Source organism: Desulfosporomusa polytropa, assembly GCF_055380075.1.
The window spans coordinates 3,044,496-3,057,626 of the sequence record NZ_AP042400.1 but is presented as its reverse complement, the minus strand read 5'-3'; the positions used below and the strand labels follow the sequence as shown (position 1 = coordinate 3,057,626).

Genomic DNA, 13,131 nt, shown 5'->3' with positions numbered 1-13,131 from the left:
AACAATGACAATACCCCATAGCGAGCCGTAACAGGCATTCTCTGGGGTGTAGTTTATTTAATTTCGTATTAAATTAGGGGAAAATCAGTAACCTAGTTTTGGCTACTAATTTGCCGAATCAAAGTTTTATTTGAGACTATACTTGATTATGAGTAAGAAGATAAGGGATATGTTTAAGGGGGTTCTCTATATGAATCCAACTATTAATAATCGCATTTCTATTATCGGAGTACCGTTAGATCTAGGTGCGGATCGCCGGGGCGTAGATATGGGGCCTAGTGCTATCCGTTACGCAAAAGTGGGTGAAAAACTCCAGGCACTCGGTTATGAAATTGACGATAAGGGAGATATTGCGGCTAATAGGCCAGATTCCTGCTATGTGGACGGAACGAGTCTAAAATATCTGGATGAAATTGAAAGAGTTAACACTGAGCTTTGCCGCATGGTAGCTGAGGAAATGGCAAAAGCCCGTTTTCCCCTGATTCTTGGCGGTGACCACAGCATTGCTATTGGTACCATCTCCGGTGTGCTACAGCATAAAAAAAAGTTGGGTGTTCTCTGGTTCGACGCCCACGGCGATATTAATACTGCTGTAACTTCGCCGTCCGGCAATATTCACGGAATGCCGGTGGCGGTGTGCTTAGGCCGGGGTCATGATCGGTTGACCGGAGTCGGCGGCCAGGCTGCAAAACTTGAACCGGGGAAGTTTGTAATGATTGGTATTAGGGATTTGGACCCAGGGGAGAAGATATTACTTAAAGAACTTGGTGTTGTCGTGTATACCATGCATGAAATCGACATAATGGGCATGGCTAAGGTAATGGAAGCGGCTATTAAGATAGTAGCTAATGGCACTGATGGTGTTCATGTGAGTTTCGATATGGATGTCATCGACCCCTTACACGCACCGGGCGTTGGTACACCGGTACTTGGCGGATTAACATACCGTGAAAGCCATTTAGCCATGGAACTTATTTCTGCGGCTAATATTGTTACCAGCGCCGAGTTCGTGGAAGTGAATACCATATTAGATGATAGGAATCAGACCGCTAAAGTGGCGGTAGCCCTTATGGGATCGTTATTAGGAGAAAGGGTTTTGTAGCAGTTTAATGGTTTTGGCATATATGATAAACTATTAAAACATTATCACTGCCCCTTGTTTCTTCCATCCGTATCTACCGAAAGTCGGAGGGAAGCAAAGGGACTCTAAAAATAAAACATGAAATGATGGGTATTAATCCTGCAAATTATATAAGTTTGCAGGATTTTGTATTTTTATGGTAAATAAGAATGGTATATGGAAATGAGTTGGGTTGAATCGAACCATAAATCATATTGATGTGATAGATAAAGTATAGGATACAAAAGAACCGTCCCGCTGTATCCTCTTTGCTTTCTAAAAAATCAAACATATCTTTTGATGGATAACCCCGATCAAATAAAAACAGGTCATTTTGAAAGCCTTTAAGTTCAAGTCTTTCAATAAGATATTTTGCTACATCTCTTTCGGCAGCTTTCCATGTGCGGATATCAGATTCAAGTATGATATCATTTTCTATATCATATATTACACATACCATCGCCCTTGCTTGCTGCCTATCGCTTTGGTTATGATAATATCCGAAATGTTCTCTGTTATTAACTGTATTTGGAATTTCAGTAATGCTGCCGTCAATCGAAAGCAATCGATAACCCTTATACTTATTAAAGTCACCATCGCTGTAAAACCAATTTATATATTTTTCATTCAGCTGTATAAACGCATCTGGTTTAATTTTTTGTCTCAGTTGCGAAAAGGCTTGTTTTGTCATAGTATTTTCCCCGCCTAAAAATTCAAACCAATCATCTATTTCAATTTGTAGCGTTTTTCTTAATCCTTTTAAAATGAAATATATTGCATCCTTAAAATTCATTTTAGCAGTATTTTTTGTAAAATATGTGCTTTTGGTACGGTTGGTGAGCATAAAAAGAGAATCATTAATTTGCTCTTTGGCTATTTCAAGAGAAGTCATAAATTTTTTTAACATCATTATATCACCCAACAATGAGAGGATATACCCTAAAAGGGGTATTCACCTCGATTATTGGGATACTTCTAAAAAGTCAAGTGTTTTTACGATTTCTCAAAATTTTTCTGGTTTTCAATCAATTACCTATTTGTTACAGTTAAGCTTTATGACATTGGACGGCAGGCTGTGCGAAAAGTCATCACTTCTAAGAAAACTTAGTTAAAAGTGGAGGGTGATCTCTATTTTACTAAGCATTTTTGATTATATTATGTCTTAAATATGACTTTTATTGTACTAAAGTGGGGAATACAAAATGGGAAAAATAGTTTTCGCACACTCTGACGGTACTTATGATTCCGTGAAATAATAGGCTGACGCAACAGTACAGTCCTTATTTGCCTGACTGGCTACTTGATTAGAAAGACAATGTTTCCTTCCAATGTCAAATAATGAGACGATATCCCTGTCCCCTGTGTTTCTTTTCCCGTGTTTCTAATAATGAAAAAATGTTGCATTATAAGCGCGATCCCATTATAATAAATTTATGGAATAATTTGTATAAACCGGGAATAACTGTAATTATCGGTGGCTTGTATTTTACTTGCTTTCTTAATGGAAGAAAGCGTAAGTGTCTTTTTTTCCATAAAAAAGAGTAGAAAAAATGGAGGGGATTCATTTGTTCAAAAAGGGATTAGCGCTACTTCTTGCTGGTATTTTTGTAGTCAGCCTCGCAGGATGTGGTCAGTCGTCGAAACCGACGACCGAGGCGCCGAAAAAGATTAAGATCGGCATAATGACGACTACTGTTTCTCAAAATGAAGAAGAATATCGGGCTGCAGAAAAAATGGTAAAGAAATACGGTAAAGATGTCATTTTATTTAAAACGATTCCCGACAACTTTATGACAGAGCAAGAAACAACCATTGCAAATATGCTGGCTATAGCCGACGACCCTGATTGTAAGGCTATTATTATGGCTCCAGCCGTTCCGGGTACTTCGGCTGCTTTTGAAAAAGTTAGAGAAAAAAGACCAGATATATTGCTGATTGCTGGTGCTCCTAATGAGGATCCGGATATGGTGGCTAAGCGAGCCGACATTAGTCTTGCTGTCGACGAATTGTCGATGGGTAAAACTGTACCGGCGCAAGCTAAAAAATTAGGGGCCACGACCTTTGTCCATTACTCCTTCCCACGGCACATGTCCTACCCACTCCTTGCTCAAAGAAGAGATATCATGAAAGCGGAGTGCGAAAAACTTGGAATGAAATTTATCGATGCAACTGCTCCAGATCCGCTGGGTGATGCGGGTGCACCAGGAGCCCAACAGTTTATGCTGGAAGATGTCCCGAGAAAAGTGAAAGAATTTGGCAAAGACACTAATTTCTTTAACACCAACTGCGCCATGCAGGAACCGATGATTAAGGCTACGCTGGATGCAGGCGGAATTGATGCACAGCAATGTTGCCCGAGTCCGTTCCATGGTTATCCCGGAGCTCTCGGTATCCAGATTCCTCCGGATAAAGCTGGCGATGTTCCATTCATAGTCGGTCAAATTAAGGCTAAAATCGCTGAGAAAAACGGAACAGGTAGGTTCTCCACTTGGCCAGTACCTGTAAACATGACCATGATTGAAGCAGGCGTAGAATATGCCAAAGATTGGGCCGAAGGAAAATTCCCGGAAAAGAATAACAAAGCAATGCTTATGAAGAAATTATCTGAAGTTGCAGGTACCAAAATTGAAGTTCAGACTCTTAAATCTGCCGATAAGACGGGTAAAGAAGTTACTTACGACAATTATTATCTAATTCTTATTGATTTCGTGAGCTTGTAAAAGCCAGACAAATTTATATTTATATATATTAAGGTTGCTATTTTTATGGCAGCCTTAATATATATGGGAAAAACACAATAGTATGTGGGCAGGGGGGGCTGACAAATGGAAGCAGGATACTTACTTGAGATGAATAATATTGCAAAAGACTATTTTGGCAATAGGGTGTTAAAAGGCGTAACCCTTAAGGTTAAGCCGGGCGAAATCCACGCGTTAGTCGGTGAGAACGGGGCTGGAAAGTCCACTTTGATGAATATTTTATTTGGTATGCCTGTTATCTATAGCACCGGCGGGATAAAGGGGCAAGTTGTTTTTGACGGTAAACCAGTGGAAATTAAGTCGCCGAAAACCGCGATGGATCTAGGAATAGGCATGGTGCATCAGGAATTTATGCTACTGCCTGGCTTCACTATTACCGAGAATGTGAAACTAAACCGGGAGACCACCAAACACAACCTAGTCAGCAAAGTGTTGGGTGATCACCTTAAATCCTTGGACATTCCAGCAATGAGGAAGGACGCGCAGAAAGCACTTAACACACTGGGGATGAACGTGGATGACTGGCTACCGATTGCGGGGCTACCGGTGGGATATATGCAATTTGTTGAGATTGCTCGAGAAATCGACAAGGAAAATATCAAATTGCTGGTATTTGACGAACCAACAGCGGTGCTGGCTGAGAGTGAAGCCGACAAGTTGTTGGCGGCGATGAAAATACTTGCCGCTCAGGGTATTGCTATTTTATTTATTACGCATCGCTTGGACGAGGTATTGGCTGTTGCCGATAATATTACTGTTTTGCGGGACGGAGAGCAGGTCGGTTTCATGACGCATGCAGAGGCCAGCCTTGAGAGAATCGCCGAAATGATGGTTGGCAGAAATATTGAGAGCATGGTGCAAACTGCTAAAGAACAGAAAGAGGAGATAGCCCTTTCGATTCGCAATATGAGTGTGACAATGCCGGGAGAATTGGTGAAGAATATTAGTCTCGACGTGAAAAAAGGTGAGATTTTAGGATTAGGTGGATTGGCGGGACAGGGGAAGATCGGGGTAGTCAATGGTATTATGGGTCTTTACCCGGCTACTGGCGAGGTATATAAGGGAGAAACCAAGCTGGAACTCAACAATCCCAGGAAAGCCATCGAGAGTAAACTGGCCTTCGTCTCTGAAGACAGAAGGGGTGTAGGGTTGCTGCTCGACACTTCCATTGAAATGAATATCATGATGACAAGCATGCAGATTCAAGGGGGCTTTCTAAAAGCTTTTCTAGGAATTCGTGCTATTCAGATGACCGACGATAAGAAAATCCGTGATCATGCGCTTACAATGATTAAAGACCTAGATATTCGTTGCACTGGGCCGACCCAAATCACCAGGCGACTTAGCGGCGGGAATCAGCAGAAGGTCTGTGTGGCCCGCGCCTTGACTTTGGAGCCGGACATTTTATTTGTGTCAGAGCCCACCAGAGGGATTGACATCGGCGCAAAGAAACTGTTGCTTGATTTATTGGTCAAGCTTAATCGGGAGTTGGATATGACCATTGTGGTAACTTCGAGTGAGCTTGCTGAACTTAGGTCGATCTGTGACCGAGTAGCTATTGTTTATGAGGGAAGAATTGAAACCATATTAAGTCCGGCGGCGTCTGATCTGGATTATGGCTTAGCGATGGCTGGAAAATACAGTACTCGCGAGGAGGCCGTATAATGATGAAATTATGGCAACAGGCGATCGACAGGTATGGCTATCCGAAGGTCTTTATCACAATTTTTCTGGCGCTATTAGTTAATTTGGCTTTTTATCACAAGCAAGATGTAGCGACAATGTTTGGTGACGCACTGGTCAGGATTGCGATGAACGGCATCCTGGTACTGGCGATGGTACCAAGCATCGTGTCAGGAGTAGGCCTGAATTTTGGACTGTCGTTAGGGATTATCACTGGCTTATTAGCGGGCTGTATTAGTATTGAAATGAACTTGCAGGGGATGTCGGCATTTATATGGGCGGTCATTATCACGATTCCACTTGCAACAGTAATGGGCTGTTTCTACGGCTGGATACTCAATAAGGTAAAAGGTGATGAAATGACGGTCGGCACTTACATGGGCTTTGCGATGGTGTCGTTGATGTCAATTGGTTGGTTGCTTATGCCGTTTAAAAGCCCAGAAATGGTCTGGGCAATTGGGGGAACGGGTCTAAGGACTACAATTGCCCTTGGCGGTAGATATGCTAAGGTACTGGATAATTTTATGGCCATTCCGCTTTTGGGGACGAAGATTCCCACGGGTACAATAGTATTTTTCGCTGTATTTTGTTTGCTAATGTGGCTGTTTTTGAAATCTAAAACTGGTGTTGCGATGCTAGCGACTGGCGATAATCCCAAATTTGCCGTGGCCTCCGGGATTAATGTCAATCGGCAGCGGATGATCGGGACTGTTCTTTCCACGATACTGGGCGGAATTGGTATGCTTGTGTATGCTCAAAGTTTTGGCTTTTTGCAGCTGTACCAAGCGCCGTTAATGATGCCGTTTGCGGCGACCGCGGCCATCCTAATCGGCGGTGCAACGGCTAAAAAAGCAACCATTTCACATGTTGTTGCCGGAACGGTATTATTTCAGGCTCTGCTGACCATATCCTTGCCGGTTATTAACGCAGCAGTAAATGTCGGAAATCTTTCTGAGGTTATTCGCATCATCGTCAGCAATGGGGTTATTCTCTATGCATTGACGAAAGTGGGAGGCAATGACTGATATGAATACAAGATTGGCAACGAATACAAAAAGGGTAGTTTCTAGTAATTGGCTGAAAAAATTTCTTGCGGCCTACACCGTGCCGCTTATTTTCTTAGTATTGTGCATCGGTGCGACTATTGCTTCCGAATTGTCACTGCGATTTGTGATCAATGAATTGGTAGTTCGCTTGTCTAGGAACTTGTTCCTGGTAATTTCGCTGATTATTCCGGTACTTGCCGGCATGGGACTCAATTTTGCGTTGGTTATCGGTGCGATGGCGGGACAAATCGGCTTGATTGCAGTGAAGGTTTGGGATACTGGTGGACTCATGGGGTTCCTTATGGCCATCTTAGTCGCCACTCCCTTTGCAATTGGGTTTGGTTATCTTACGGGAGTTATTTTAAACAAGTCAAAAGGGCGCGAGATGATTACCAGTATGATACTGGGTTACTTTTCGAATGGACTTTGGCAATTGGTATTTTTATTGTTCATTGGTACACTTATTCCCATTTACAATCCGGAAATCGTGCTAAAAGGCGGCGTAGGATTAAAGAATGCGATTGACCTTAAGTTTCTTCAATACGCCTTGGACAGGCTGGTTCATTTTAAACTATGGGGAATTGATATTCCGGTGATAACCTTTGTCGTAATCGGCGCGCTCTGTTGGTTTACCAAATTTATTGTTAAGACAAAAATAGGACAGGAATTTAGAGCGTTGGGGCAGGATCTGCATATCGCTCAGATTGCTGGTATTCCCACCAATAAAATACGGCTGGTAGCGATTACGATTTCTACTGTTTTAGCGGCCTGGGGTCAGGTCATATTTTTGCAAAATATTGGGACACTCAATACCTACAACAGCCATGAACAGGTGGGCATGTTTTCGATTGCGGCGCTCTTAATTGGCGGAGCTACCGTTGCCAAGGCGACAATTTCCGATGCAATTATTGGAACGTTGCTGTTTCATACGCTGTTTATTGTTTCGCCTCAGGCCGGTAACAACCTGTTCGGGGATGCGCAGATCGGCGAATTCTTCCGGGTATTTATCGCTTATGGTGTAATCGGAATGTCGCTATTGCTGCATGCTTGGCATAAGTTTCGGGAAGCCAAGAAAAAGACGATGTTGGAGTGAGGCCGATGCCTACTATACTAATTAAAGAGGTGGCTTATGAAACAAGAACGACTTACTAAAGTATTGAACGATATGGCTGCGCAAAATATACCGCAGATGGTGGTTTCTGACCCGGCAGCGATCTTTTATTTGACCGGTAAATGGATTCATCCTGGGGAAAGAATGCTGGCACTGTATCTCACTCTTACCGGGAAGCATAAATTATTCATTAACGAATTGTTCAGGGTGCCTGAGGAACTTGGTGTGGGCAAAGTCTGGTTCAATGATACACAAGATGGCGTAAAAATATTTGCGCAGTACATTGATAAAGCTGCGCGAATGGGCATCGATAAGAACTGGCCAGCCCAATTTTTGCTGAGACTGATGGAGCAAAAAGGCGATAACGCATTTGTTAATGCTTCAGCGATTGTGGATAGAGTGCGAATGTGCAAGGATGAGCAAGAAAGAGCTGCCATGCGGGAAGCATCCAGACTCAACGATTTGGCGGTTGACAGGATGATTAAGCTTGTTCCTAAGCAGTATTCGGAAAAGAAGCTAGCGCAGCTACTGCCGGGTATTTATGAGGAATTGGGAGCGGAAGGTTGTTCATTTGCGCCCATTGTTGCCTACGGTGCCAATGCGGCTGATCCTCATCACGAACCGGAAAACTGTCCACTCAAAGAAGGGGATAGCATCATCATCGATATGGGTTGTAAAAAAGATTCCTATTGTTCCGACATGACCCGTACGGTATTTTATAAGTATGCTTCAGACCATGCTCGAAAGGTGTATGACATCGTATTAGAGGCCAATAAAAGGGCGATTGCGGCTGTAAAACCAGGGACGAGATTCTGTGATATTGATGCTGCAGCCAGAGATCATATAACGGCCGCTGGCTATGGGAAAGGCTTTGTCCACAGAACGGGTCATTCGATCGGTCTTGATGTTCACGACTTTGGCGATGTTTCTGCAATCAATACCGATCGGGTTCAGCCAGGCAATATATTTTCCATTGAACCCTGCGTAATTGTACCGGGGGAATTGGGTGTCAGAGTCGAAGATTTGGTACTGGTCACGGAAGACGGCTGTGAAGTTCTTAACAAGTATAATAAGGAATTAACTATTGTAGGATAGGCCTAGTACTTATTTTCATTCTAAATGAATTACCTCTTCGCAAATTCCGACATTGTCCACAGGGCCGAAAAAGAAAAAGTCCGGCTAATGCCGAGAACTTTTACTTAATTCCATATAACCTAAGAGCATCACTGGCCAGTGCATTTTTATAAAGATTTATTACATCATTAACTTTGAAAAACATACACTTGGCTTTTCCAATGTTAATATCTTTTATATATTCGTTTGCATATGCTTGATCTTGTATTTTATACCAGGCCTTTTCAGGAGGTTTTCCTGTCTCGATATACCATTGATCTTTTGGGTAATAGCTTTGAACTTCAGCTGTTGGCCTAAATATGTTTTCTATTTCCGGTGGAAGATTATCTTCTACATAATGCATACTAGTGAGTTTATATATATCGACGCCTAATAATAAGCCATAGCCATTTTTTAAGTGTAGATTTGATAATCCTTTACTATTTTTATCTTGCTCCGCACCCCAGACCGATACTCTATACATTCCTTTGCCGGTTATTACATCAGGCATTTTTCGAAATGTATCTGAAATAATTCCCATTCCGGTTCTCTCACTAGAATTAGGGTTCAATATTTTTATCTTGCAGGTTAAACCTCTTTGCCTATCGTCTTCTGTAAGTTCAAGCGGTTTTGACATAGGAAATGAAGTCATAATAATTGCACCTGTTGGTGTAATAATATTCTTTAATGCTGAAATTACTGATTCTGCTCCGCCATCAGCTTGACCAAAACTGCTAAGAGAGCTATGTACTTCAATGTACATACTTTTTTGTAAACCAAGCTCACGTATATTTAGATTCGATTGCATTACGGGTAATCATACTATTATTTCCTTTCTTTCGATTTGAGTAGGAACAAGACAAGGACGGAGGAACTGTCTTGAGATTAAGAAGATACCACCCTTTGTCCGCTCTGAATTGTTTCGATCATCAAAAACGCCTAATCAACCGGAATTTGTCAGGTTGGTTAGGCGTTTTAACCTTTTATTTCTAATAATTATCGCTTTGTTGGGTCATTAGAGCGCCCAACCAAATAATCAAGCGATACAGCAAAATAGTCTGCTAAAGCGGTAGTAACATCAAGAGGAGGAAGACGATCACCCAATTCCCAACGGCTAACGGTTTGTTTTGAAACATTGAATTCTTTGCCGAGTTGCTCAGCAGTGAGTTGCCTAGTCTGCCGTAGGCTTCTCAGTCTTTCGCAAAAAAGTTTTTGAGAAAACATAAAAAATCTCCTTGACAGTCACCATAAAGGTGACTAAAATAAAGGTGAGGTTGTCACCTTTATGGTGACAAGCGAGGTATACCCAATAGCTGTTTGGTTTTGAGGGCTGAGAACTAGATAAAGCGTTGCCGGTTGGTGAGAAAGCCGGGAAAGGCAAAACACTTAACATCTAGTCTGAGAAAGGAGGTGGATAAAAGAGCAACCTAAACCACACCAGGCTTACACAATGTAAGCCGTCAAACAAGGGCAAATCATGCCTAAAAATGTGTCCAAAAGACACTTGTTGCCTATCGTCACAGTAAGACTGCTGCTAACGCGGGGGCAAATCGAACGGAAAACAGGGGTGTGCTCCACATGCGATTGTCTCCATTATAGCGCAGCAGACGCCTGTCTTCAATGCGGGTGATGCAAAAAATGGAGAAAGGGGCGAGAGAAAGTTCAACCATTACGAAACAGGAAAGAGGTGTAGATCAATGAATCGGGTTCTGTTAAAAGCGGCGGTATTGTCCATTTCCCTAGTACTCTTGGCAGCCACAGCGGTTTCCCCGGCTATCGCCAATATCAGTGCGGCCTTTAAGGAGGTAAGCACCCAGACCATTATGCTGTTGGTTGCCTTGCCATCGATGACAATGGTACTAGCTTCCCTGGTATTTAGCAAACTGAGCGAGTTAATGGGTAGACGAACGCTCGTTCATGTGGCCATGCTGCTCTTTTTGGTTGGCGGCATTACGCCGTACTTTATGAATGACATGACCATGATCCTGGTGATGAGAGCTATTTTAGGCTTAAGTTTAGGCCTGATATTTCCGCTATCGCTGGTACTTATTTCCGACTTTTTCGAAGGCGGTGAGCGGGCTACGATCATGGGCCTGCAGAGTGTTTGTGTAAATATTGGCGGGATCCTATTCTCCCTGCTGGGCGGTCTGCTGTGTGTAGCCGACTGGCACAATACCTTCCTGGCCTACGCTATTGGTTTCTTGGTACTCATCTTTGTATATTTCTATCTCCCCGAACCGCCTAAACCTCAGGTGACGGCAACCCAGGAGGAGGCAGCAGCCAAATCTCCGTTGCCCGGTAAGGTGTATTTTATCGAAAGTGTTGTGTTCCTGTATAATCTACTGATCTTCGTTTTCTTCACCAACGTAGCCATTCAGGTTGTTGGTGAAAATATGGGCAATGCGGCGAGTGCCGGTTTTGCGTTAACCCTGTTTACCGGTGGCGGTCTGGTAGGTGGTTTGCTGTTTGGCAAAGCCATGCAGCGGTTAAAAGGCTATACTATTGCTGTTGGCTGGTTACTGACCGGGGCGGGGATGGCACTGATAGCCGGAACCCATGACTTTACGCTGCTACTAGTCGGCTGCTTTATCGGCGGCATCGGCTTTTCTACCACCTGTCCGGCCTTCTTTGTTACTCTTTCCATATTGTCACCGCCAGCCCGGGTGGCGTTCAGTATCGCCTTAGCCTCGGCGCTCAGCGGTATCGGTCAGTTTGTCGCCCCCTTTGTGTTGGAAGCTGTAGCAGGACAATTTGGCCAGGGACCGGGACGGTTTCCGCTCCTGGTCAGTGCGGTATCCTTTGTAGCGGTGGGTTTGCTGTTGCTGCTGCAAAATTACCTACAAACACCCAGGCCAGTTAAGTTGAATAGCTGATCTGTAAACAAAAAAATAAATGGGAGGGTATACCTGGATGAAAACAAATCAGGAGTTACTTAAGGAGCGTACCGAGCGACTAAAGAAAGCCATCCTTTTGGAGAAAACAGACCGGACCCCCGTCATTCTTACCGCTGACGCATTCTGCGCCAGACATGTCGGGATGAAACTATCCGAGTTTTGTTTAAACATGAAAGCATCCCATGAAGCCATTTTGTCTTCCTTCCAAGCCCTGGGAGACGTAGATGGAACAGGAGGTACCTTTGCCGCCGCCGCGATGTTCCCGTTGATGTTTTATACGAAGATTAAACTGCCGGGCCGCGATCTCCCGGATGATACCCCCTGGCAGCTGGATGAGCAGGAAATCATGACAGTCGAAGATTATGATACGATCTTGAACAAAGGCTGGCAAGCCTTTAGCGACGACTTTTTAAAGAATCGCCTGGGCGTGGATGTGGATTCTCTCTACGCCCAACTGGCCGATGTTCCGCTATTCATGAAAAACTTTGAGGAGGCCGGGTATCTAGTGTATACGCCCAGTGCCTCCATAACAGTAAATGAACACCTGAGCGGTGCACGGTCCATGCCTAAATTTTTGCGGGATATCTACAAAATGCCGGACAAAGTGGAAGCCGTGCTGGATATTATTCTGGCAGAAACCCTTGTCGGGTTCCGGGAACAAATCCGTGCTTTTAAGCCCTTAGTGGTATTTATTTCCCCGGCCCGGGGGGCCAGTGAATTCTACTCCCCGAAAATCTGGGAGCGGTTTGTCTGGAAATATCTCAAGGCCGCCGCTGAAGTGATCATCGAAGAAGGGGCGGTTGTTGACCTGCATATCGACGGCAACTGGGAACGGGATTTAGCCTACTTCAAGCAATTACCCAAGCATAAATGCATCTTTGAATCCGATGGCGCCACAAATATTTACAAAATTAAAGAAGTCTTAGGCGATCACATGTGTATTAAAGGCGATGTGCCGGCAGCCCTGTTAACCCTGGGTACACCAGATGAGGTCTATACCTACTGTACGAAACTGATTAACGATATGGGACCAGGCTTCATCCTGGCCTCCGGCTGCACCATCCCACCCAATGCATCTGTCGAGAATGTCAAAGCCATGATTGCCGCTGCTACCGGTAAATAAGCGTAGTCGTCCCAGATCAACTTAGAGAGATAGAGAGATCGAGAAAAATAAGTTGTTAAGGTGGGAGAAGGATGAGAAAATGCGTAGTCATCGCTGCCGTGCTGGCGGTACTGGTGAATATCACCGGTACCATAGCAGCGGCCGGACCAACGAATCCCTTTGGCGATGTCCCGGCTAATCACTGGTCCTATGCGGCGGTCAACAAACTAAACCAAGACGGGATCATTGACGGCGACGGCCAAGGACAAGGTTCCTTCGGGGGTGACAGAACAGTTACCCGCT

11 protein-coding genes and 1 pseudogene are annotated in these 13,131 nt (G+C 43.9%); 9 read left to right on the top strand and 3 right to left on the bottom strand.

Annotated elements, in window-relative coordinates; genetic code table 11:
- Window positions 1-190 precede the first annotated feature (190 nt).
- Window positions 191-1,102, top strand: coding sequence for an arginase (gene rocF / locus ACZ449_RS16235; protein WP_464257105.1), 912 nt, complete (start codon window positions 191-193; stop codon window positions 1,100-1,102).
- A 145-nt stretch (window positions 1,103-1,247) separates the two neighbouring features.
- Here the strand turns inward: rocF and ACZ449_RS16230 are convergent, their stop codons facing one another.
- Window positions 1,248-2,030: a transposase gene (locus ACZ449_RS16230; RefSeq protein ID WP_464257104.1), complete on the bottom strand. Its 783-nt coding sequence runs from the start codon at window positions 2,028-2,030 to the stop codon at window positions 1,248-1,250.
- A 655-nt stretch (window positions 2,031-2,685) separates the two neighbouring features.
- On the opposite strand from ACZ449_RS16230, the gene ACZ449_RS16225 reads away from it, so the two are divergent.
- The 5 genes from ACZ449_RS16225 (at window position 2,686) to ACZ449_RS16205 (ending at window position 8,814) form a co-directional block, all read left to right on the top strand.
- Window positions 2,686-3,840: a DUF3798 domain-containing protein gene (locus ACZ449_RS16225; protein WP_464257103.1), complete on the top strand. Its 1,155-nt coding sequence runs from the start codon at window positions 2,686-2,688 to the stop codon at window positions 3,838-3,840.
- 105 nt (window positions 3,841-3,945) lie between these two features.
- A complete protein-coding gene (locus tag ACZ449_RS16220; protein WP_464257102.1) occupies window positions 3,946-5,544 on the top strand; it encodes a sugar ABC transporter ATP-binding protein in 1,599 nt (532 codons plus the stop codon).
- Window positions 5,544-6,587 carry an ABC transporter permease subunit gene (locus ACZ449_RS16215; protein ID WP_464257101.1) on the top strand — a complete coding sequence of 348 codons (1,044 nt, stop codon included), beginning with the start codon at window positions 5,544-5,546 and terminating at the stop codon, window positions 6,585-6,587. Before ACZ449_RS16220 ends, ACZ449_RS16215 begins: the two co-directional genes overlap by 1 nt.
- A 1-nt stretch (window position 6,588) precedes the next feature.
- Complete coding sequence (locus ACZ449_RS16210) at window positions 6,589-7,701, top strand: ABC transporter permease subunit (protein WP_464257100.1); 1,113 nt, start codon at window positions 6,589-6,591, stop codon at window positions 7,699-7,701.
- A gap of 36 nt (window positions 7,702-7,737) precedes the next feature.
- Complete coding sequence (locus tag ACZ449_RS16205; RefSeq protein WP_464257099.1) at window positions 7,738-8,814, top strand: M24 family metallopeptidase; 1,077 nt, start codon at window positions 7,738-7,740, stop codon at window positions 8,812-8,814.
- Window positions 8,815-8,914: 100 nt separating this feature from the next.
- On the opposite strand, the gene ACZ449_RS16200 is transcribed toward ACZ449_RS16205, so the two are convergent.
- Together ACZ449_RS16200 and ACZ449_RS16195 are read right to left on the bottom strand one after the other, a co-directional pair.
- Window positions 8,915-9,640 carry an AAC(3) family N-acetyltransferase gene (locus ACZ449_RS16200; RefSeq protein ID WP_464257098.1) on the bottom strand — a complete coding sequence of 242 codons (726 nt, stop codon included), beginning with the start codon at window positions 9,638-9,640 and terminating at the stop codon, window positions 8,915-8,917.
- Between the two features lie 188 nt (window positions 9,641-9,828).
- Entirely contained in the window at window positions 9,829-10,056 is a 228-nt protein-coding gene (locus ACZ449_RS16195) for a helix-turn-helix domain-containing protein (protein ID WP_464257097.1), read from the bottom strand.
- Window positions 10,057-10,529: 473 nt separating this feature from the next.
- On the opposite strand from ACZ449_RS16195, the gene ACZ449_RS16190 reads away from it, so the two are divergent.
- The 3 genes and pseudogenes from ACZ449_RS16190 to ACZ449_RS16180 form a co-directional block, all read left to right on the top strand.
- On the top strand, window positions 10,530-11,705 hold the full coding sequence (locus ACZ449_RS16190) for an MFS transporter (RefSeq protein WP_464257096.1): 1,176 nt from the start codon (window positions 10,530-10,532) through the stop codon (window positions 11,703-11,705).
- 37 nt (window positions 11,706-11,742) lie between these two features.
- Window positions 11,743-12,849, top strand: a complete 1,107-nt coding sequence (locus tag ACZ449_RS16185) for a uroporphyrinogen decarboxylase family protein (RefSeq protein WP_464257095.1) — start codon at window positions 11,743-11,745, stop codon at window positions 12,847-12,849.
- A 71-nt stretch (window positions 12,850-12,920) separates the two neighbouring features.
- Window positions 12,921-13,130: pseudogene (locus tag ACZ449_RS16180) on the top strand (S-layer homology domain-containing protein); the annotation flags it as partial.
- Between the last annotated feature and the right edge of the window lies 1 nt (window position 13,131).

What these genes read in the sequence shown, in the direction of transcription:
- rocF (WP_464257105.1), top strand. Translation starts at nt 191, where the DNA reads ATGAATCCAACTATTAATAATCGCATTTCTATTATCGGAGTACCGTTA.
- ACZ449_RS16230 (WP_464257104.1), bottom strand. Translation starts at nt 2,030, where the DNA reads ATGATGTTAAAAAAATTTATGACTTCTCTTGAAATAGCCAAAGAGCAA.
- ACZ449_RS16220 (WP_464257102.1), top strand. Translation starts at nt 3,946, where the DNA reads ATGGAAGCAGGATACTTACTTGAGATGAATAATATTGCAAAAGACTAT.
- ACZ449_RS16215 (WP_464257101.1), top strand. Translation starts at nt 5,544, where the DNA reads ATGATGAAATTATGGCAACAGGCGATCGACAGGTATGGCTATCCGAAG.
- ACZ449_RS16210 (WP_464257100.1), top strand. Translation starts at nt 6,589, where the DNA reads ATGAATACAAGATTGGCAACGAATACAAAAAGGGTAGTTTCTAGTAAT.
- ACZ449_RS16205 (WP_464257099.1), top strand. Translation starts at nt 7,738, where the DNA reads ATGAAACAAGAACGACTTACTAAAGTATTGAACGATATGGCTGCGCAA.
- ACZ449_RS16200 (WP_464257098.1), bottom strand. Translation starts at nt 9,640, where the DNA reads ATGCAATCGAATCTAAATATACGTGAGCTTGGTTTACAAAAAAGTATG.
- ACZ449_RS16195 (WP_464257097.1), bottom strand. Translation starts at nt 10,056, where the DNA reads ATGTTTTCTCAAAAACTTTTTTGCGAAAGACTGAGAAGCCTACGGCAG.
- ACZ449_RS16190 (WP_464257096.1), top strand. Translation starts at nt 10,530, where the DNA reads ATGAATCGGGTTCTGTTAAAAGCGGCGGTATTGTCCATTTCCCTAGTA.
- ACZ449_RS16185 (WP_464257095.1), top strand. Translation starts at nt 11,743, where the DNA reads ATGAAAACAAATCAGGAGTTACTTAAGGAGCGTACCGAGCGACTAAAG.